Genomic DNA, 19,503 nt, shown 5'->3' with positions numbered 1-19,503 from the left:
TGCTGTCCCGTGGAATGGTGTGGCTGGCGCTGATCGTCACCGTGAGGCTCGGCGGGGGCCGGCTTGATCAGGATGCCGCGGCGGGCAAGCTGATGACGGCATCTTCGCCCATCTGCGCGATGGTTTCCAGCGTCACCAGTTTGCGTCGCAAGACGGCAGGCGCTGCCTCTGATTAAACCGTCATGCAGCAGGCCCAGAAAATATGGGAAGGAGGCCCTTGCGGTATCTTTCGACCCTCTCATTCATCCAACCGATGATCTGACCACAGTCTTCGTTTGCCTCATGACCTTTTGGGATAGACTACAAAAGAAAGTAATCCCCGCGACCGGAGGGACCGAGGCTGGCCCCCAGTTCTGCCTCAAGGACGGCGCGATGCGGCTCCAGGAGGGCTGCAATCTCCTCTGGGTCCTCGCTTCGTCCGGCGCGCAGATAAATGCCGCTTTCGTTTCGCGCCAGGTAGATCGCGATATCAGCCCGCGATATCAGCCCACGGTGATGTAATTGTTCGAATAACGCCAAGGTCTGCAATGCCAGGCTAAAGTTCGAGAAGTGCCCGCCAAAAGGCCTGCTTCACGTCGCAATAGGCAGACCCCTCGTTGGTCGCGGTTTGCTTGACCTGCCGCTCCCAAGTGTTCGGCCTCTCCACGACCTCGAAGATCGGCGCAAGAGGACTGGAGCCGATCTGCACGACCCGAAGACGGACGGCGAAGAACGAGAAGCCTTCGGCGGTGTTCAGGTTCAGCCACCGGATCGCGGAAAGGTGCTGGTCCCGAAAGGCAGGGGCAATCCAGATGATCACCTTGGCCTGAAGCCCGGCCAGATAGGTCATGACTTGACCGAGATGGCCGTGGTCGCTGACCTCCAGCTGGTTTTCGATCAGAACCGTCGCCCCGTCGATGGCGCTGCGCGCTTCGTTGACCCAGGCGGAACGCAAGGGGATGTCACGCAGGCGGCCAAATTCCACTTCGGTCATCACAGGTTTGCCCTTCAAGGAGGGAGGTAGGCCGTGATGAACTTCGTGCAAATGTCGCGTTCGGAAAGGGCCTTCTTGTCCGTGCCTTGGCGTCCTCAATGACAGCCCACCGCGCGAAATTCCGGCAGCCTTAACGGCAAGCTACGGAAGAGTAACCGCATATCGACTAGATCGGCAACTGAGAACCATTCCGGTCAAGCCCACTTTAAAGTCAGAAGACCTCTGAAAACCTCCAGCAGAACACAAGCATGTGGCTGAACTATAGGTCCTTGGGCTTTCTGCGGCGCTAAACCCGCGCGAATGTCGATCTTGTCGCTGGGGATCTCTTGCAAGGTGGCGTTCTGTCGGATGTCGCCTTGAGTGTCCGTCCCGCCAAGCAGCGCAAGGATCGGGTCGTCAAAGGCTTCGATCAGGGCCCGCGGGTCTTGGCGGACTTCGGCAAGGGCCATCGGGCGACCAGCTGGGCCATGCGCCTGTTGGCCAGCCTTCCTGCCTCCGGCGCGGAGAACCGACTTTGTCCGCGCTGGCGGATTGCCGCTTCAAGATCAGGCGACCGCTTTTTCACAAGAACGTCCCGCTGCGGCACCCGTTCTTGGGCCACAAATCAGAGGGTCGGCGAAAAAGACCCGCATCGAGAAAGCGAGACCTTTGGCAAGGCAAGGGCCCCCGGATCGGGCCAGACCGCACCGGGGGCCCTTTGGGTTCACTGCAGGGCGCCGATCGTCCAGAACAGCGTCTCGCCCGAGGAGTTGTCGACACCGTCATTGTCGGTGACGACATAACCATTCCCGGCCGCGTCGATGGTAAACCCTTCGACCTTGTCCAGGGTATAGCCATGGGTCATGGCAAGGTCGGGGATCAGGTCGCGCAGGATTTCCTTTTTCACCACGGGCAAGGTCCCGCCAAGTTCGGCCGGCTTCAGATCGGCCAGGGCCACGCGGGTCAGGATCTTGGTCTTTGCCGAGGGTCCCACCTGATTGTCACGCTCGATCAGATAGGCAAAGTCGCCCTGGATCGTGATTTCCGAGAGACCCACCCAGGCGCCCTCGCCTGCCGCTTCCAGCGGGTAATGCACCGCGCCCCAGGTCTCGGTGTCAAGGTCATAGGACACCAGCTTGACCATGTCCTTGGGGTCATCGGTCCAGGGCCGCTGCACGGCCATCCACAGGACATTGCCCACTTTGGCGATCCCCTCAAAGCCAAAGCGGATCTCATGGGCCAAAAGCTCTGGCGGCAGGCCGATTTCCTGGGTGATGGCGCCCTCGGCATCGACATGGACCAGCCCATGCGGGATCATGCGGTCCGAGCGGCCTTCGGTCGCCAGCCAGAAGCCGCCCTCGCCGTCACCGGTCAGGCCTTCGATGTCCATCAGCTGCGCCGGATTGCCGCCGCGCGTGACGGTCAGGGCCGCGGTGATCTTGGCAGGCATCGCCGTCGCATCGACCGTATAGATCGAAGGCGCGCCAGACAGGATGCTGTCGGAAGCCGCAAAGAGCATGCCGGGGGCATCGCCCGCAGTCAGGGCCGATAGGGCGGCAAAGCCGATGTCGCCCTCGGCCTGGATGGTCGGATAGGCAGCCATGCCCTCGGCCCATTCATAGACCATGACAGAGGCCGCCGGACCGCCATCCGCGCGCGCGTCATATTCGTTGGCCGTGGCCAAGAGGTTGCGTCCCGGGATCGTCACCAGGCCTTCGGGGCTGATGCCCGAGGGGAGGATTTGCAAAAGCTTGGGCGCGGTCAGATCGGCCAGGTCATAGACGCCGACCAGCGAGGCGCGCTCGGCCGCCACGAACAGAAGCGTGCGGTCGCCATATTTGCCCACAGCCACCGATTCCAGCTCGACGCCCTTCTTGTTGCGCTTGTCGTTGTAATGCCCCAGCGCCGCCATGGCGCGTTCCAGGCTGGCGCCGGATTCGTAGACGACGGTGCCATCCTTCTTCCAGATGGTGAAGCTGCGCGAGCCGCCCTTCCAGTCGCCCTCGTTGGCGGTCACGAAATGGTCGCCGTCGATCCATTTGATACCATCGGGCTCACGCGCGACGTCTTCCATCTTGCCCGAGAAATCCAGGCGGCCGTCCTTTTTGGTGTCGATGCCCTCCAGCGTCACCTTGCCGGCCGAAAAGCCGCTGACGCTGTTGTCCGCCGCCACCACGACGATGTGGTTGTTCTCTTGCATCGTCATGGCGATTTCGCCCGCCTCGTTGATCGAGACGAATTCGGGCTCGGGGTCTTCGCCCGCCACTTCCGCAAGCCCGGTCACGTCGATCTTGACCATGGCGGCGCAATCGGCCGCGCCATCCTTGACCGGCAGCTTGACCAAATAGCCCGCGGGCATCTGCGGCAGGTCGCCGTCATTGACCTCTTCGTCGCGCTCGTTTTCGATCGCCACGGCGAGGAAGCTGCCATCGGGCGCCTTGGCGACCGAATCCGGCTGGCCGCCCAGGTCGCATTCCGCGACGATCTTCTTGCCCGCGATGTCCAGCGTGACCAGCTTGCCCGAGGGATTGGCCTTGGACTCGGACGTATTGACCCCCGCGAAAGCCATGGTGCCGATGACGACGGCCGTGGTGGGCTCGCCCCCCATGTCGACATTGCCAAGCGCCTTCGGAGCCTTGGGATCGGTGATGTCGACCAGGCCAAGCGCGCCCAGCGGGCTGTCCGAATAGATCAGCGTATTGCCATCCTCCGAGGCCGTGATGATCTCGGCCGAAGTGGCGCGTGCGCGGTCCTCGCCCTCGGCCATGTTGTCGGGCGTGGCAAAGGTCGAGATGCGGTTGAGCACCATCTCGGCCTGGGCTGGGACAGTGGTCAGGACAAGCGCCGTGGTCAGGCAAAGGCTGCGGATCGACATGAGAGTTCCTTTCGGCTGCGAACCGGGGGAGCCTTGCCATAACCCGTGACAGGGGCTTGTCGCGCGGGTGACAGTTTTGCAAACCCGTCTCGCCTCAGCGGTCCCGAACATCGCAGGCCGCACCAATGGAAGGCCCGTGTCAAACAGGCCCTCGCACCCGGTTCGCGATGCGGCAGAAAGGCCCATGCGCCCTTCAGCAAGGTCGCAGGGCGGAAAATGGTGCCCTGAGGGCCCGGGTGCAGTTGTCGCCATGACGTTTCAACGGGTACATTTTGTATTCTTCACGGTCGGGTCAGACAGGGGGGCGCCATCGGCAGATATGGGGATTGCCCCCTGTCACATTGCAACGGAGGCAAAGCCATCAGCAGAAGATGGCATAGCCCATTACTGCAGTTGCCTGGATTCCCCTTTGATCCGTCACGCGAAACCTCAACAGCTTGCGACAGACCTGGCGATTTTTGACACCTATTTTGCCAGACCCATCCGCTCCAGCACCTCTGCGGCCAGCGCGCGATAGGCCTTGGAGGCCACACCCTTGGGCGCTGTCGCCAAGAGCGGAGCCCGGTGGACGCCCATGCGTTCGATGTCCGAGGCAAAGGGGATCCAGGCCCGCAGGAAGCGCTTCTTATGCGCCGAAGTCAGGCTTTTCATCGTATCGCCATGCAGCGACTTCGAGGTCTGCACCATGCTGAAGACGCCCAGCAGTTTCGACTTGGGCAGGTCATGGGTGTCAAAGAAGTCAACCAGGTGTTCGAATGTGCGTTCTGACAGGGTCGTGGGGATCACCGGCACGACGATGGCATCGGCGGCCCGGAAGACATTCTCGGACAGGGTCGAGATATTCGGCGGGCAATCCAGCAGGATCAGGTCGTAATCCCCCTGAACCGCCGTCAGGGCCTTTTTCAACCGCGAGCGTTTGTCCCGCATCCGCGACAGAAAGACGTCGAAGTCGCGGAACCCCATGTTGGCGGGCAAAATGTCCAGGCCCTCGTAATCGCTGGCGCGGATGGCGTCGGTCAGCCGCGCGACATCCTCGAAGAACCGCGCCTCGGTGAGTTTTTTGGACGGTTTGACGCGGAAGTAAAAGCCCGAGGCACCTTGCGGATCGAGGTCGCACAGAAGCACCCGCAGGCCCATGGTGGCAAAGGCATGGGCCAGGTTGACCGAGGTCGCGGTTTTGCCGACGCCGCCCTTGTTGGAATAGCAGGCCAGGATCTTCATGGCAGGTCTCCTTGGCCTGGCAGCATGGAATGGAAGATCGTGCAGAGATCGGGTCCGGTGAAGGCCTGAAGCGCGGCAATGGCTGCGGCGCGGTCAGTTCCGTGGCAGCCATGCAGCACAGCCATCAAGGCGCCGACGCTTTGCGCCATGGCCACGGGCGGGGCCGCTTGCCGCAACAGGACCTCTTGCAGGCTGACCTGCTGGACCACTCCATCGTTGAACTGGCCCAAAAGGTCCTGCAAGCCTTTGATCGTCTTTCGCACCACCTTGTAGGGCACGGGCGCGAACAGCGGGGCGAAGAACTCGATCAGGTAGCGCAGCTTCTTCAGGTGCAGGCGGATCAGGTGCAGGTCTTCATCCGGTGTCTCGGGGGTGATCCGGGCGGCGGCCTGGCAGATCTTCTGGTGGCGGGCCAGGATCAGCCGAAGCGCCAAATCTGTGGCCAGGACATCAGCCAGCTTTCCCGGGCCCAGGTGGCGGGGCTTGTCGAACAGGCGCGTCAGGGTCTTGATTTCGGCAGCGTAGTCCCGGCCTTGCAGGTGGGCGGCCATCTGGCGCAGGGCCTCTTGCCGCTCGGTCGCAAGTGCTGCGAACAGCGCCTCCAGCCCGGGATGCAGCGAAGGTGGCAGCATCGCATGGGCGTGGTCGCGGTCCAGGATCGCCACGTCCAGGTCGCGCAGCGGCCCGGTGGCGCGCATCAGCTTTGCAAAGCGGTCGCGCAGGTCTTGGGTGCGGTCAGCGCGGTAGACGCCCTCGAAAAGCCCCAGGATCAGCCGGATTTTGCGCAGGCCGATGCGATACTGGTGCAGGAATTCCGTATCATGGTCGGCGAGGATCCCGGGCTCGTTGGCACGCACCACGGGCAGATAAGTGGCGATGATCCGCGTGGCTGCATCGAAGGCACTGTCTGCGGCTTCGATCCGGACCTCGGGTTTGGACGTATAGGGCGTGTCCCCCACAAGCCGGGCGCAAAGGGTCCGCGGCGCCTCCCCCCCCAGCGTCAGGACCTGCGCCCGCAAGGCCTCTAGTGCCTTGTCATATCCGCGCAGGCCCTGCAGGGTGATCAAAAGCGCGCGGGTTTCGGTGTTGAAAAGCCGCAGCTCGGCGCGAACGCAGGTCTTGTGCAGGTCGTCGGTCAGGGCAAGCCGCGTCTCGGTGATCTCGCCCCGCGTCATGGGCAAAAGACAACGCAGCGCCGAGAGATCGGCCAAGGCCGCCTTGACGGGACCCGGCGCCAGATCGGCCGCAAAGTTGCCCTTGCGGTCGGCGGCTTGGGCCAGGATCGCCCCGTCGGGCAAGAGCAGGGTGAACCGGCCAGAGTCCTCCCACAGCGCCCGGCCCGAGCGGCGCAGGGCCTGGTCGAATGTGTCCCAAACCGTGACCGGGGTCGGATGGCCCGGACTCGCAACCAGGCTCAGCTTGCCGCAGGGCCCTTGGGCAAGACTGGCAAGCGCCTTGGCGGGCAAAAGGTAACTGAGCAGGGGAAGCATCGGCGTCTCGGGCTGGGATCGGGCAACAGGGCTTCGCGCTGCGCCCAGAGGCGCTGCGGAGAGGGATCAAGGCGAAGGCGCCGGGGTCAGGCGGCGGGCTTCTTCTGGCGCTTGGGAGCGGCAGGGGCTTCGGGCGGCAGTTCTGGCAGCGCATCGGAGGGTGCTGCAGCAGCAGTCTTCTTGCGTCGCTTGGCTGCGGGAGCAGGTGCCACGGCCTCAGTCTCCGGGACGGGCGCCGCCTCGGGCTCCGGAGCTTCGGTCGCCGGAGCTTCAGAGATCGGGGCCTCTGGTGCCTCGGCATGGGTGGCCACCATCTCGCGCATAAAGCGGCGGATTTCGCGGGCTGCCGTCGTGTCCAGTCGCTCGCACAGCGCCACGAAGGCGTCACGTTCTGACTTTTCAATGCGCAGCACCAATTGGGCGGCCTTCTTCTTATCCTTGCCGTGGGGTTTCGACTTGCTCATCAGCGCACCTCGGAGAAAATGTATATACAGTGTATATGCAAATTCTTCGCTGATCAAGTCACTTGCGCATCCCGCCCGCAACAAGGTCCAGCCAGAGCCCGATGGCCGCCAGCGCCTCGGGTTCGTCCAGAAAGGGGATATGGCCGCGGTTGGGGATCTCTGCGGCGATCAGGTCAGGGCGACGGCGGCGCATCTCGGCCACGGTTTGCACCGAAAGCACATCCGAGGCCGCGCCATGGATCACCGCCAGCGGCAGGCCCGCGCAGGCGTCGAACAGCGGCCAAAGTTCGGGAAGGGGCGCGGCCATCGCGGCATCGAAGGCTTGGCGCAACGCGGGGTCATAGGTCAGGCCGACGTGATCGGCCTGTTGGGTATAGTGGCGCACGGCCTCTTCCTGCCAGCGCATCGGCGGCACATGGGCAAAGCCGGGTTGGGAGGCGGCGATGCGGTCGGCCACCTCCTCCAGCGTCGCCACCGAAGGCTCCACGCCGACATAGGCGCCGATCCGCAACAGCCCGTCGCGTTCGAGCACCGGGCCCACGTCGTTCAGGCAGAGGCCCAAAAGCCTGTCGCGCGCGGTGGCCGCAATCACCAGCCCCAAAAGCCCGCCACGGGACGACCCGATCACCGCCGCACGGGCCAGCCCAAGGTGGTCCAGCAGCGCCAGCGCATCGCGCGCCTCTTGCGCCACGGTATAGGTGTCAGGCCCGGTCCAATCCGAGCCTCCGCGTCCCCGGCTGTCCAGGCGGATCAGCCGGACATGAGGCAGATGGCGGGCCAGGTAGTCGAAATCCCGCCCATCCCGCGTCAGCCCGGCCAAAGCCAGCAGGGGCAGGCCATCACCCTCGTCACGGTAGGCCAGGCTTGCGCCCTCATGGGTAAAATGCGGCACGTCAGCGATACTCCGAGAAACCCTTGCCGGTCTTGCGCCCAAGGTAGCCGGCCGCGACCATCTGTTTCAACAGCGGCGAGGGGCGGTATTTCGGATCGTCAAAGCCCTGATACAGCGTCTCCATGATGTTCAAGACCACGTCCAGCCCGATCAGGTCGGCCAAGGCCAAGGGCCCCATCGGGTGATTGGCGCCCAGTTTCATCATCGTGTCGATGTCAGCGACCGTCGCCAGGCCCTCGTGGACGCAGTTGATCGCCTCGTTGATCTGGGGGGCCATCAGGCGGTTAACGATGAACCCATAGCTGTCCTTGGACACGCGGGGGGTCTTGCCCATCGCCTCGGTCAGGGCAGTCACCTTGGCCGCCACCGCGTCGGTGGTCTGCAGGGCGCGGATGATCTCGACCAGTTGCATCACGGGCACGGGGTTGAAGAAATGCATCCCGATGACGCGCCCCGGATGGGCCGAGGCCGCCGCCAGTTCGGTCAGCGAAATCGACGAGGTGTTGGAGGCAAAGATCGCATCCGCCCGGCAGATCGCATCCAGGCGGCGGATCAGCCCTGCCTTGGCCTCAAGCTTTTCCACGATGGCCTCGATCACCAGGTCGCGGTCGTCCAGCAGGTCAAAAACCGTGGTGGTCGAGATCAGCGCCTGGGCCTCATCGGCCTTGGAGGCCTCGATCGCGCCCTTCTTGACCATCCGGGCCAGGCTGTCGCCGATGGTCCGCGTTGCCCGCTCGAGTGCGGGTTCCGACAGGTCCTGCACCAAGACGTTGAAGCCCGCAAGGGCCGCCACCTGGGCGATGCCGCTGCCCATCGTGCCTGCACCGATCACGCCGATTTTCATCATGGTCTCCTATTGCGCGGTCCAGCCGCCGTCGATGGGCAGCGCGGTTCCGGTGATCTGGGCGGCGGCGGGGGAGCACAGGAAGGCGGCGAGCGCGCCCACTTGCCCGGGCTGCACGAAGCTGCGGGTGGGTTGGGCGGCCAGAAGGACATCGCGGATCACCTGATCCTCGGTCAGGCCACGCGCCTTGGCGGTCTCGGGGATCTGGCGTTCGACCAGGGGGGTCAGCACATAGCCCGGGCAGATCGCATTGGCCGTGATGCCATGTTCGGCACCCTCCAGCGCCAGGGTCTTGGTCAGGCCGACCAGCCCGTGCTTGGCCATGACATAGGCCGACTTGAACGGAGAGGCCACCAACCCATGCGCCGAGGCCACGTTGATCACCCGCCCCCAGCCCCGCGCCTTCATGCCGCCAAAGGTCGCGCGGGCCAGATGCCAGGCGGCATGAAGGTTGATCTGCATGATCAGGTCAAAGCGGTCGACCGGGAAATCCTCGATTGGCGCCACGGTCTGGATGCCCGCGTTGTTCACCACGATATCGACGCGGCCAAAGGCGGTTTCGGTGGCTTGCACCAGGTCCGCGATCTGCGCGGGGTCCGACATGTCGGCGCCGTGAAAGGCCACGGGGGCGCCGGTCTCGGTTTGCAGAGTCTCGCGCAGGGTGGTGATTTCCGCCGGGTCGCCCAGGCCATTCAGCATGACGGCATGGCCCGCCTCGGCCAGGGCCCGGGCGATGGCCAGCCCGATGCCCGAGGTCGATCCGGTGACAACGGCCACACGAAACGCGGAAGTGTCGGTAAAGTCGCGCATTTACAGCCTCATTTCCGGGATGTCTTCGGGCAGGATCAGGGGGGCTTCGGTGGCGGCAAGGATTTCCGCCACCGAGATGCCGGGGGCGCGTTCGCGCAGGGTCAGGCCCGCGTCACTGGGTTCGATCACGGCCAAGTCGGTGACGATCAGATCGACACGCCGGGTCGAGGTCAGGGGCAGCGTGCAGGCCATCACGATCTTGGACTGGCCCTTGGCCGCATGCTGCATGGCCACGATGACGCGGGCGGCCCCGGTGACAAGGTCCATCGCGCCGCCCATGCCCGGCACCATCTTGCCCGGCACTTTCCAATTGGCGAGCCGCCCCAGGGCGTCGACCTGCAAGCCGCCCAGCACCGTCATGTCCAGATGCCCGCCGCGGATCAGGCCAAAGCTCATGGCGCTGTCGATGCTGGCAGCACCTGGAACGGCGGTGACGAAGCCACCGCCCGCATCGGTCAGGTGGCGGTCCTGCATCCCTTCGGGCGGGCGGGCGCCAAGGCCGATGACCCCGTTTTCGGCCTGGAAAAACACGCCCAGGCTTTCGGGCACAAAGCCCGCAACCAAAGAGGGCAGCCCGATGCCAAGGTTCACCAGCATGCCGTGCTTGATTTCCTGCGCCACGCGGGCGGCGATCAGGTCTTTTGCGTCGCTCATGCGAAAGCTCCTGTCAGAAGGTGGTCGACCAGCACGCCGGGCGTCTTGACCGCATCGGGGGGGATCATCCCCACCGGCACGATCGCATCCGGCTCGGCAATCACCCGCGCTCCGGCCAAGGCCATGATCGGATTGAAGTTATGCGCGGTCAGCAGGTAGTTCAGGTTGCCGACGTAATCCGCCTGCCAGGCCGCGATCAGGGCGAAATCGGCCTTCAGGGGCGTTTCGACCAGGAAGGGGCGGCCTTCGACCGTCACCACCTGCTTGCCGTCCTGAACCTCGGTGCCAAGCCCCGTGGGGGTCAGCACGCCGCCAAGCCCCATGCCGCCCGCGCGGATGCGTTCGACCAGGGTGCCTTGCGGAACCAACTCGCAGGTGATGTCACCGGCGATCACCCGGGCCTGGGTTTCCGGGTTCAGCCCGATATGGCTGACGATCAAGTGGCGCACCAGACCCGCCGAGACCAGTTTGCCGATGCCGCGCCCCGGCATGGCCGTGTCATTGGCGATGACGGTCAGGTCACCCACGCCCCGCGTCACCAGCGCGTCGATCATCCGTTCCGGCGTGCCCACGCCCATGAACCCGCCGATCATCAGGCTGGCCCCCGGCGCGATCAGCGCCGCCGCCTCGTGTGGTTTCAACGCGCCCTTCATGCGACACCTCTTGCGGCTTTGGCGATCACAAGTTCCTCGTTCGTCGGCACGACAAGGACACGCACGCCTCCGGCCCCGATCTCGGGCCCATGCGCAAGGTTTCGCGCCTCGTCCAGCGTGATGCCCATCCAGCCCAGGCCCGCGCAGATTTGCCGCCGGACGCGGGCCGAGTTCTCGCCGATGCCGCCACAGAAGACCAAGCCATCTATGCCCCCCATCGCCGCCGCCAGCCCCGCCACTTCTCGCGCGCAGCGCAGGGTGAAATAGCCGATGGCCTGGGCCGCTTCCTTGGCGTCAGAGGCCTCCAGCACCCGCATGTCGTTGGAAATCCCCGACAGGCCCAGAAGCCCGGATTGCTTGTAAAGCAGGTCGCTGATCTCGGCCGGGCTCATGGCCTGCTGTTCCATCAGATACAAAAGGACGCCCGGGTCCAACTGCCCCGACCTTGTGCCCATCGGCAGCCCATCCAGCGCGGAAAACCCCATGGTCGAGGCGATGGACCGCCCGTCGCGGATCGCGCACATCGAGGCGCCGTTGCCCAGATGCGCCACGACCACGCGGGTCAGATCCGCGGGCAGAACCGAGGATACATAGTCATAGCTCAGCCCGTGAAAGCCATAACGCCGGACACCCTGGTCATAGAACCGCCGCGGCAGGGCGAAGGTATCGGCCTCCCAGGGGTGCGTGCGGTGAAAGGCCGTGTCGAAACAGGCCACCTGCGGCACGCCCGGAAAGGCCTGCATCGCGGCCTGGATGCCCGCCAGGTTATGCGGCTGATGCAGGGGGGCGAAGGGCGAAAGCGCCTCCAGCTCGGTCAGCAGGTCCGGGGTGATGGGCGCATGGGTCTCGCGCAAGCCACCATGGACGACGCGGTGGCCCACGGCCACAAGGTCAAGGTCCGGCCAGCGCAGGGTCAGGGCGTCGATCACCGCCTCGATTGCCACGCCATGAGAGGTGATCCGCGGTGTCTCGTGCAGGTCGGGCAGCTTTAGCCGCAGATGCCCGTCCGGGCCGATGCGGTCGGCCAGGCCCGTGGCCAGCGGCATATCCCCCGCCTCGGGGTAAAGCGCCACTTTCAGCGAGGACGACCCGGCGTTCAAAGTCAGGACAGCGCGGGTCATTTGGCGGCTCCGTAAAGGGCTGCCACCGCGCAAGAGGCCAGGCGCGACATCGGGCTGTCCGAGCGTGAGTTCAAGATGACGGGCACGCGGGCGCCCAGGACCAGCCCTGCGCCCTCGGCATGCGACATGAAGGCCAGCTGCTTGGCCAGCATGTTCCCGGCGTCCAATCCCGGCACGACCAGGATATTGGCACGCCCCGCGACAGAGCCTTTCAGCCCCTTGGTGCGCGCGGCCCCCATATCGACGGCATTGTCCATCGCAAGCGGTCCTTCGACCTGGCCGCCGGTGATCTGGCCTCGGTCGGCCATCTTGGACAGCAAAGCCGCGTCGATCGAGGATTGGATGGCGGGGTTCACGGTTTCCACCGCCGAGAGCACGCCCACGCGCGGGTCCATGCCCAGGGCACGCGCCAGGTCGATGGCGTTTTGGCAAATGTCGACCTTGGTGGCGAGGTCCGGGGCAATGTTGATCGCGGCATCCGATACAAGGATCGGTTCGGCCTGACCCGGCACATCCATGACGAAGACATGGGTGAAACGTCGCCCGATGCGCAGGCCCTGGGCCTTGTCCAGCATGGGTTTCAACAGGTCATCGGTGTGCAGATGGCCCTTCATCACGGCCCTTGCCCGGCCCTCGTGGACCAGCGCGCAGGCATGGGCTGCGGCCTGTTGATCGGTGGCCGTGTCGATGATCTCGATCCCGGTCAGGTCGGTGCCGATCTCGGTGGCCGTCTGGGCGATGCGGGCGGCGTTGCCGATCAGGATGGGGGCGATGATGCCTTCGCGCGCCGCCAAAAGCGCCCCGCCCAGCGAATTGGCCTCGTCGGGACAGACCACCGCAGTGGGCAAGGGGGCAAGGGCCTTGGCGCGGGCCACCAGCGCCTCGAAATGGCGGTGGCGCTGGACGATCAGGCCGGGAAGTTCCATGTCCTGATCGAACTTGGTGGTGGGGGCCATGACCAGCGCTTCGCCCGAGATCACCAGCGCGCCGTCTTGCCGGCGCACGGTGGTGGACAGGCGCACCGTGCCATCGGCGCGCTTCTCCAGCACCTCGACGCGGGCGGTCAGCTCGTCGCCCGCATGGGCCAGACCCTGAAAGTCCATCTCTTGCCGGCGGTAAAAGGTCCCCGGTCCCGGCAGGTCGGTGCCCAAAAGCGCCGAGATCAGCGAGGCCACGAACATCCCCGGCGCAATGCGCGCATGGCTGTCCGAGATGTCCATCGGGTTCAGGTTCCCCGAAGAGGCCGCAAAGACGTAAAGGTCGTCGGGCGTGACAAGGCGGCGAAGCTCTGCCGCGTCACCGGGCGCAAGCTCGTCGAAGGTGCGGTTGGTCAGGCGCATATCAGATCTCGCCAAGGGGGGGAACGCGACGGCGGGGACGCGCGGGTTGCGATGTTGGCTCTGGGTTGGCCTCGGGTTTGGCCTCGGATTCGGGGGGCGTTTCCCGCGCAGCGGAGGCTTCGGGATGCGCCAGCGGGTCGGCGATCACATCCTCGGTCAAGGGGGCCAGGCCCAGGACCTCATGGAAGCGTTGCAGCATGGCCAGCGTGCGCGGCGACATTTCCGAAATCGCGCCGGGGATGAATTGCACGACCTTCAGCGCCAATTCGCGCTCTTCGGGTTTCAGCAGCAGCGGCAGAGTGTCGACGGCGCTTTCGGGCTCGAAGGTCGCGATCAGGGTTTGCTGGTGGATCATCATCGCCCGACGTTCGGCCCCCAAGGACCGGAAGGGCTCGTCCTGGGTCAAGACAGCCGAAGACCGCTCCAGCCGGTCGCGGCGCACCTGGCCACGATTCTCGGCCAAAAGCACCAGCATGCGGATGACGGCCTCGGCGAAGCCACCCTGCTCGATCGTCATCAGGGCTGCCGCGACCTCGGGCAGGCCGCGGAGTTCCCCGTGGCTTTTCAGCGTCCGGCGGGTTTCATGGCTGCGGCCAAAGGCGCGGGCCCAGGGCGTGGACCACATGGTGAAAAAGCTGAGTTCATGGTTCATGTCGCGCATGTCGCGCATCAGGTCTATGGCCTGTTCGGTCGCATTGACCCACAGGGATTCCATCGCCAGGAAAGGGTTGGCGGCATCGGCCTTTTGCCGCTGGTCGCGGACTTGGGTAGCCCATGCCTCCATCCCCTGCATCATCGGGTTCTGCGAGGACATCAGCGCCCGCGACAGCCGCTGCGGATGCAGCGCGCGGGTCATCTCGGCCGTGGTCTCGGTGACCAGCGACTTGACCATGGGACGGATCAGGCTGTCGTAAAGCTGGGCCTGAACCTCGGCCGAACGGGCCACGGCGGCAAAGGGGCGTTCATCCTGCGCCCCGTCATCCAACAGGCGCAGATCGTCCAGCGTGCGGTCGGCAAAGCCCACGGTGAAATGCTTCTGGCCGTCCTTTTCGATGACATCCTCGATGCGCATCTCATACAGACCCGGGGCCAGCGCCTCGATGGTCTTCAGGGTCGAGGCGACTTCGGAATGTTCCTTCTTGGCGATCTGGGAGGAGACGAAGATCCCCAGATGGCCGACCTGATCATGCAGCATATAGACGATGCGTTGGCCGCGGATGCGGATTTCATCGACATCCGCATAGGTCTCGGCGATCCAGTTCAGCGCCTGTTGCGGCGGGGTGATGTTGTCACCATGCGAGGCGAAAACGATGATCGGCGCGCGGATGGCTTTCAGGTCGATGGGGCGGCCGGGCTCGATCCGGGCTTCGTTTTTCACCAGACGGTTGCCGACGAACAGCTGTTCGACGATCCAGCGGATCTCGGCCTCGGTCAAAAGGAAGAACCCGCCCCACCACTTTTCGAACTCCAGAAAGCTGGCGTCGCCCTTGTCGATGTCACGAAACAGGTCGGTATACTTGCGAAAGAGGGTCCGGCCGGGGTTCATCAGTTCAAAGTTTCCGACCAGATGCGCTCCGTCAAAGATGCCGCCGCCGATGTCCGACAGCATCATGGGAATCCAGGTGCCGCCCAGAACGCCGGCATTATAGCGCATCGGGTTTTCGCCCACGCGCCCGGCCCAAGGCGCCACCGGGGCGCCGTTGATCACGATGGGGCCGGTCAGGTCGGGATTGGTGGCCGCCAGCAAAAGCGTGGCCCAGCCGCCCTGGCAATTGCCGGTGATGACGGGACGCGAGGCCTTGGGGTGACGCCGCATCACCTCGCGGACAAAGGCCGCCTCGGAACGGGTGACATAGGACAGGAACTGCCCGGGCTCGGGTTCGCGGCGGAAGGCCACGAAATAGACCGGGTGGCCGGCAGCCAAGGCGACGCCCACCTGGCTGTCGGTCTTGAAGCCGCCGATCCCCGGACCATGGCCCGCGCGGGGGTCGATGATGACATAGGGGCGGCGCGTGTCGTCGATCGTGACGCCCTCGGGCGGAAGGATGCGCAACAGCATGTAGTTGGACGGATAGGGCTGATCGGCGCCATCCATCACCACCTCGTGGTCATAGATCAGCACCGGGGGGCAGCCCGCCGCCTCGTGGTCAAGGAAGATGTCGCCGCGCTTGCGCAGGGTATCCACGGTCAGGACCATGCGTTCCATCGCGTCGCGCATCCAGGCCATGGCATCGCCCGCAAGCTGGCCTTGGGCCTGGGCGTCACGGAGGCTTTCCATCACCTCGCGGCTTTGGGTCAGGATCGCTTCGGCCCGGGCGGAATGGCCTTCAGTCATGCGGGCGGAATGGATGTTGGCGGCCTTGGTCAAAAGCTCCACGGTCGCAGAGCCCGCCGCGATCTCGTCGCTGACCTCGGTCAGGCGGGTTTGCAACAGGGCCAGCGCGTCGGATTCCGGGCGCGGAATGTCCGGCTGATGGGCGGGGTTCAGAAGATCGAAGACATTCATGGGGTTACCTTACGCCGTGATCGAGAAACCGCCGTCGATGTCATGCACACCGCCGGTCAGATTGCGCGCCGCGTTCGAGGCAAGGAACGCGGCCATCGCCCCCACATCCTCGATTGTGGCCAGTTGATGGGTCGGCGCCCGTTCGGAGGCCGCCTGAAGAAGTTCGTCGAAATGGTCGATGCCAGAGGCCGCCCTTGTCGCCAGCGGCCCGGGCGACAGGGCATGGACGCGGATGCCCTTCTCCCCCAGCTCGGCCGCCGCATAGCGCACGGCGCTTTCCAGCGCTGCCTTGACCGGCCCCATCATGTTGTAATGCCGCACCACGCGGGAGGCGCCAAAGAAGCTGACCGAAAGGCAGGTGCCGCCCTGCGGCATCAGCGGCTCGGCCAGGCGGATCATCCGCAAAAAGGAATGGACCGAGATATCCATGGCAAGGCCAAAGCCCTCGGGCGAACAGTCGATCACCCGGCCATGCAGATCGGTCTTTGGCGCGAAGGCGATGGAATGGACCAGCGTATCAAGCCCGCCCCAAGTCTGGGCGATCTGGGAAAAGATCGCCTCCAACTGGCCCGGAACCGAGACATCCAGCGGCCCCATGATCGCGGCGCCGATCGCTTCGGCCAGAGGGCGGACATGGGGTTCGGCCTTGGCGTTCAACCAGGTGACGGCAAGATCGGCGCCCTGGGCCTTCAGGGCCTTGGCACAGCCCCAGGCGATGGATTGCTCATTGGCGATACCGATGACCAGGGCCTTCTGGCCAGACAGCGAAAACATGGAAGCACTCCGGTTGCTGGACTGCTCTCAGCCTGCGCGCCAGATGATTCAGCCCCATGTCGGTTGCATGTCATTTTCGTTTCTGCGCTGCGGCGAGGGAATGCCTCTTGTGCTTGGAAGGGGTTGCCCTCCGCCGGACAGGCGGCTGAGAATAACTGTGCGGGGCCCGCAAGGAGGCGCACATCCAGATTACTGCCCGCCGGATAGGCGGTTAAGGCCCGCGCTGAGATGCGCGGGCCTTTCTCAATTCCTCGGAGGACAAGGCTTTGATGGAGATCCGCCGACGCCCCGAAGAGACGGGCCTCGCCAAGTCCAAGAAACAGCCGTCACCCAAGAGGATCTCAACCCCTTGACAGTTTGCCCATACCCCCCCGAAAACCTTGGACAGATGGCCTCATGAAATTCTGGATTTTCTGGCTCGGTTCCATCAAGACGCGGCGGTGACGGGCTGTTTTGCACCACTCATGTCAAGCCCGGCCCAGGTCAGGCACACGCAATCCAGAGAAATCATGGGGAAAAGTGACCCCTACGAGCAAGTTCTTCACATGTATCTTGACGGGCCCGGCTTCCCAGGCCTCTGACCAGCAATGATAATCCAGTCATCGCATCCAAGATGATGGGCCCCCCCTATAGGGACAGGACGACTGGACGATGGATGATTTCCACGACGATGAAGCACATCATGAAAACCAAGATCAGGACAACGATAGCCACCAGAAGGACCCTGGCCAGTGCAGTCAGGTGGCCTTTCCGGCTGGCCCGGAACATGTCCCTTCCAACACATTTCGCATGGACGAGGCACCTGGGGCTGACGCGATTGACTGGCATTCCAAGATGATCGCCGACATGCCGGAAGGGTTCGGCTTCAATGCCGCAACGGACCGGATCGTTGATCTGGAGACCGGAAAGAGCCTCTGCGGCCCTCTCCGCGTCGCCTTTCGTCTCTGCGACATTTCGGGGCAGAACTGGCATTGCGGCTTGGAGTTCATCAATCACGGTGGTCAGCGGCAGGAAGTGATCATCGACGCCGGGCAGATCGAGAAATCGATGAGGGAGGTAGCCTGCTTGCTGGCATGCCTTGGCTTTGCGCTTTTGGGCACCGCCAGTTCCTTGGGCCGTTTCATCAGACATGCCGTACCCAAGATACTCGGCCTCATTCTTTTGCAACCAGGCCATGCGCGCTTGCCCGATGGCATCCCCATTTATGCCACTCGACATGGCGAAATCCTTCGAACGCAAGGATCACACGGTCTCCTGATCCGGACAAAGGAGTGCAAAGCACTGCAATCCGTGGCCGGGACTTTGCAGACGTGGCAGATTGAGGTTGCATCACTTGCAATGGGTAACCCTGCCTTGATCCTGGCTCTGGCCACAGCACTATCAGGCCCTTTGCTCGCCTATACCAACGCGGCTTCGATCGGCCTGAACCTCTACAGCTTGAACAGCTCCGGAAAAAGCACCGCGCTCAAGATGATGGGCTCAGCCTATGAAGACTCAAGTGTCTTGAACAATTGGCGGGCTACGCCAACGGCCGTAGAACTTATGGCCGCAGAAGCTAACGACGGCCTCCTGATACTCGACGAGTTCCCAAGTGAACCCGAACGCTGGCATGTCGAGACTGTCATGATGATCGGCAACGGCACCGGCAAGTCACGCAGCAATGTGACCCTGGCCCTGAATCGAGCGAAACGGTCGCGGGTCGTGATCGCGTCGACGGCAGAAGAATCGATGCGCCATTACATGACGGCGGCAGGCCTCAACCCGCCAGATGGGTTGTCCGTGCGTATGATCGACATCCCAGTGCGACGCTGGACGCATGGGGTTTTCGAAGATCTTCACGGCTATTCGGGCGGCGGGTCCTTCTCGAAAGCGATCTGCGATGCCGTGGCGCGCAACCACGGAACGGCGGGCCCCGCATTCATCCGCTGGATCCTGAAACATGACACGGAGCTTCGCGCCGAGATCGGCGCCTTGATTGCGTGCGCCTTCGACGAAATCGCGCAAGGCCTGGGTCTGGCCGTCGTGCCAGACGACGTCGGCCGCGTGCTCACTGCATTCTCGCTGATCAGCGTCGCAGGTGAACTTGCCATCCGCGCCGGCATCCTTCCCTGGAAAGCAGGCACCTCGCGCGCGGCCGTGGTGGATGTTGCCAAGATATGGCTTGCAGGCCGCAATGGCGAGGTTTCGCAGCGCTGCCGCAGAATCGCAGAAGGCATCCACGCTAAGCGTGACGCCTTCGTCGATCTGGCCGCGCCCGGCACATCTGCGCAGACCGAAACGGGCTGGAAGACAAAAGACTGGTTCTACGTCCTGCCTGCCGCCTTCGACGCCTTCGCGGGCGAGCATCCGCAAAACGCGGCGCGCGACCTCGAGGGTGACGGTCTGTTGCAGCGCGGCACGGAGGCGAACTGCCTTCTCTCCCGCATCAGCATTCCCGGGTTGAAAGAGCGCAAACGCGTCTATTCCCTGAAGGCCTCTGCAATCCTGGCGGCCCTTGGCCCTTCCGAGGATTGAGATGCGCCAAGACATCGACAACCTCCCGGCGCCGAGGGCGTCCGGAGGCGGCCAAGGCCTTTCGGATCTGGCATGGGCAGGGATGACACGTGGGCCGCTGCGGTTTTGGGGCGGACCTCGACAGCAGGCATGGAGCCCTCTAGGCCCTGGCACGCCTGGCCCGACGACGACACCGGAGGCCTTCCCCTCTTTCCGGAACACGGGTTTCAAGGGCATGGGGAAGGGCGGCATGCCCTTTGATAGCAGGCGGCTTTGGGCAGGTCGCCCGACGGCATATGGCCGATCATTGGGCCATGACGGCCTTTCCTCCTCTGCGGCCGCCGGGCTTGGCAGAGGGTCGTCCAGTGCAGAGGCGCCACCGTTGCGCCCGATCACGGAAGGGCGTCGATCTTC

17 protein-coding genes are annotated in these 19,503 nt (G+C 64.2%); 2 read left to right on the top strand and 15 right to left on the bottom strand.

Going from position 1 to position 19,503, the window contains the following annotated elements:
* The first annotated feature begins 14 nt into the window (after positions 1–14).
* Positions 15–176: a hypothetical protein gene (locus NX862_RS04835; protein ID WP_264492756.1), complete on the top strand. Its 162-nt coding sequence runs from the start codon at positions 15–17 to the stop codon at positions 174–176.
* Between the two features lie 359 nt (positions 177–535).
* On the opposite strand, the gene NX862_RS04830 is transcribed toward NX862_RS04835, so the two are convergent.
* From NX862_RS04830 to fabI, 15 genes are all read right to left on the bottom strand, one after another.
* A complete protein-coding gene (locus NX862_RS04830; protein WP_264492755.1) occupies positions 536–973 on the bottom strand; it encodes a hypothetical protein in 438 nt (145 codons plus the stop codon).
* Positions 974–1,167: 194 nt separating this feature from the next.
* Positions 1,168–1,422, bottom strand: a complete 255-nt coding sequence (locus NX862_RS04825; protein WP_264492754.1) for a hypothetical protein — start codon at positions 1,420–1,422, stop codon at positions 1,168–1,170.
* A gap of 254 nt (positions 1,423–1,676) precedes the next feature.
* Positions 1,677–3,827, bottom strand: a complete 2,151-nt coding sequence (locus NX862_RS04820) for an esterase-like activity of phytase family protein (protein ID WP_264492753.1) — start codon at positions 3,825–3,827, stop codon at positions 1,677–1,679.
* Between the two features lie 465 nt (positions 3,828–4,292).
* Positions 4,293–5,048 carry a ParA family protein gene (locus tag NX862_RS04815; RefSeq protein WP_264492752.1) on the bottom strand — a complete coding sequence of 252 codons (756 nt, stop codon included), beginning with the start codon at positions 5,046–5,048 and terminating at the stop codon, positions 4,293–4,295.
* Positions 5,045–6,538, bottom strand: coding sequence for a CHAD domain-containing protein (locus tag NX862_RS04810; protein WP_264492751.1), 1,494 nt, complete (start codon positions 6,536–6,538; stop codon positions 5,045–5,047). The genes NX862_RS04815 and NX862_RS04810 overlap by 4 nt, the downstream gene beginning before the upstream one ends.
* An 86-nt stretch (positions 6,539–6,624) precedes the next feature.
* Complete coding sequence (locus NX862_RS04805; RefSeq protein ID WP_264492750.1) at positions 6,625–7,002, bottom strand: hypothetical protein; 378 nt, start codon at positions 7,000–7,002, stop codon at positions 6,625–6,627.
* 58 nt (positions 7,003–7,060) lie between these two features.
* Positions 7,061–7,894 carry an alpha/beta fold hydrolase gene (locus NX862_RS04800; RefSeq protein ID WP_264492749.1) on the bottom strand — a complete coding sequence of 278 codons (834 nt, stop codon included), beginning with the start codon at positions 7,892–7,894 and terminating at the stop codon, positions 7,061–7,063.
* Position 7,895: 1 nt separating this feature from the next.
* Positions 7,896–8,738 (bottom strand): 3-hydroxyacyl-CoA dehydrogenase family protein, encoded by an 843-nt coding sequence (locus NX862_RS04795; RefSeq protein ID WP_264492748.1) that lies wholly within the window; start codon positions 8,736–8,738, stop codon positions 7,896–7,898.
* Positions 8,739–8,747: 9 nt separating this feature from the next.
* Positions 8,748–9,548: a 3-hydroxybutyrate dehydrogenase gene (locus tag NX862_RS04790; RefSeq protein WP_264492747.1), complete on the bottom strand. Its 801-nt coding sequence runs from the start codon at positions 9,546–9,548 to the stop codon at positions 8,748–8,750.
* A complete protein-coding gene (locus NX862_RS04785; protein ID WP_264492746.1) occupies positions 9,549–10,202 on the bottom strand; it encodes a 3-oxoacid CoA-transferase subunit B in 654 nt (217 codons plus the stop codon).
* On the bottom strand, positions 10,199–10,855 hold the full coding sequence (locus NX862_RS04780) for a CoA transferase subunit A (protein WP_264492745.1): 657 nt from the start codon (positions 10,853–10,855) through the stop codon (positions 10,199–10,201). The genes NX862_RS04785 and NX862_RS04780 overlap by 4 nt, the downstream gene beginning before the upstream one ends.
* A complete protein-coding gene (locus tag NX862_RS04775; RefSeq protein ID WP_264492744.1) occupies positions 10,852–11,976 on the bottom strand; it encodes an acetate/propionate family kinase in 1,125 nt (374 codons plus the stop codon). Before NX862_RS04775 ends, NX862_RS04780 begins: the two co-directional genes overlap by 4 nt.
* Entirely contained in the window at positions 11,973–13,316 is a 1,344-nt protein-coding gene (locus NX862_RS04770) for a bifunctional enoyl-CoA hydratase/phosphate acetyltransferase (RefSeq protein WP_264492743.1), read from the bottom strand. Before NX862_RS04770 ends, NX862_RS04775 begins: the two co-directional genes overlap by 4 nt.
* Position 13,317: 1 nt before the next feature.
* A complete protein-coding gene (locus NX862_RS04765) occupies positions 13,318–15,822 on the bottom strand; it encodes a DUF3141 domain-containing protein (RefSeq protein ID WP_264492742.1) in 2,505 nt (834 codons plus the stop codon).
* Positions 15,823–15,831: 9 nt separating this feature from the next.
* Complete coding sequence (gene fabI, locus NX862_RS04760) at positions 15,832–16,596, bottom strand: enoyl-ACP reductase FabI (RefSeq protein ID WP_264492741.1); 765 nt, start codon at positions 16,594–16,596, stop codon at positions 15,832–15,834.
* Between the two features lie 651 nt (positions 16,597–17,247).
* Between fabI and NX862_RS04755 the strand changes: the two genes are divergently transcribed.
* The gene (locus tag NX862_RS04755; protein ID WP_264492740.1) at positions 17,248–19,110 is read left to right on the top strand and encodes a DUF927 domain-containing protein; all 1,863 of its coding nucleotides are present in this window, start codon (positions 17,248–17,250) and stop codon (positions 19,108–19,110) included.
* Positions 19,111–19,503 lie beyond the last annotated feature (393 nt).

This window comes from Stagnihabitans lacustris, assembly GCF_025950525.1.
Taxonomy (GTDB): Bacteria; Pseudomonadota; Alphaproteobacteria; order Rhodobacterales; family Rhodobacteraceae; genus Stagnihabitans.
Note: the sequence above shows the minus strand (reverse complement) of the source record. Positions and strands in the feature narration are given on the sequence as shown.